The sequence below is a fragment of the Paeniroseomonas aquatica genome (assembly GCF_030409335.1).
Taxonomy (GTDB): Bacteria; Pseudomonadota; Alphaproteobacteria; order Acetobacterales; family Acetobacteraceae; genus Belnapia; species Belnapia aquatica.
Map to the genome: position 1 here is coordinate 1 of NZ_JAUFPN010000250.1, position 1,075 is coordinate 1,075.

Consider the following 1,075-nt stretch of genomic DNA (forward strand, 5'->3'; position numbering starts at 1 on the left):
ATCCCCGGGCTGCTGCTGCTCACCTGCAACGCCTGCGCGCTCGCGCTGCTGCTCGGCATGCTCTGCGCCCGCTTCCGCGACATCCCCCCCATCGTCGGCAGCGTGATGCAGCTGGCCTTCTTCCTCTCGCCGGTGCTGTGGAAGCCCGAGCTGCTGGGCCCGGGCCGCGCCTGGCTGCCGCTCAACCCCTTCTTCGCGGTGATGGAGACGATCCGCGGCCCGCTGGTCGAGGGCGGCGCGCCGCTGCTGGTCTGGGTCTCGGCCCTCCTCTACACCGCCGCGGCGGCGGCGGTGGCGCTGGCCTTCTTCATCCGCTTCCGCGGCCGCATCGCCTTCTGGGTATGACGGACTGATGGCCCACATTCTCGCCCAGGCGGTCTCGATCGAGTTCCCGCTCTACCACATCGGCGCCCGCTCGCTGAAGAAGCGCATCCTCGCCAACTCGCCGCTGCGGCTGCGCCAGGACGAGGCCAGCCGGATCGTCGTCGCCGCCCTGCGCGACCTCGACTTCCACATCAAGGCCGGCGAGCGGGTCGGCCTGATCGGCCACAACGGCGCCGGCAAGACCACCCTGCTGCGGACGCTGGCCGGCGTCTATGAGCCGGTCGCCGGCCGGCTGGAGGTGGCGGGCAGCATCGGCGCGCTGATCGACCCGAGCGCGGGCATGGACCCCAACGCCACGGGCCGGGAGAACATCGTCCTGCGCGGCCTGTTCCGCGGCCTGGACGAGGCCGCGAGCGCCGAACTCGCCGAGGAGGTCGGCGCCTTCTCGGGGCTCGCCGAGTTCCTCGACGTGCCGGTCCGCACCTACTCCGCCGGCATGGGCGTGCGGCTGTCCTTCGCCATGGCGACGGTGATGGACCCCGAGGTGCTGCTGATGGACGAGTGGTTCCTCGCCGGCGACGCCGACTTCCTCGAGCGCGCCCGCGCCAAGCTCGAGGGCCTCGTCACCAAGGCCGAGGTCCTGGTGCTGGCCACCCACGACATGAGCATCATCCGCGAGTGGTGCACCCGAGCCATCAAGCTCGACGCCGGCCGCATCGTCGCCGACGGGACCGTCGACGAGGTGCTGGGC

General features: G+C 71.8%; 2 protein-coding genes. Both read left to right on the forward strand.

Annotation, left to right across the window (positions count from 1 at the left end):
• A partial coding sequence (locus QWZ14_RS29130) for an ABC transporter permease (protein ID WP_290320571.1) occupies positions 1–345 on the forward strand: 345 nt, incomplete at its 5' end.
• Between the two features lie 7 nt (positions 346–352).
• Positions 353–1,075: ABC transporter ATP-binding protein (locus QWZ14_RS29135; protein WP_290320572.1), on the forward strand; the 723-nt coding region annotated here is incomplete at its 3' end.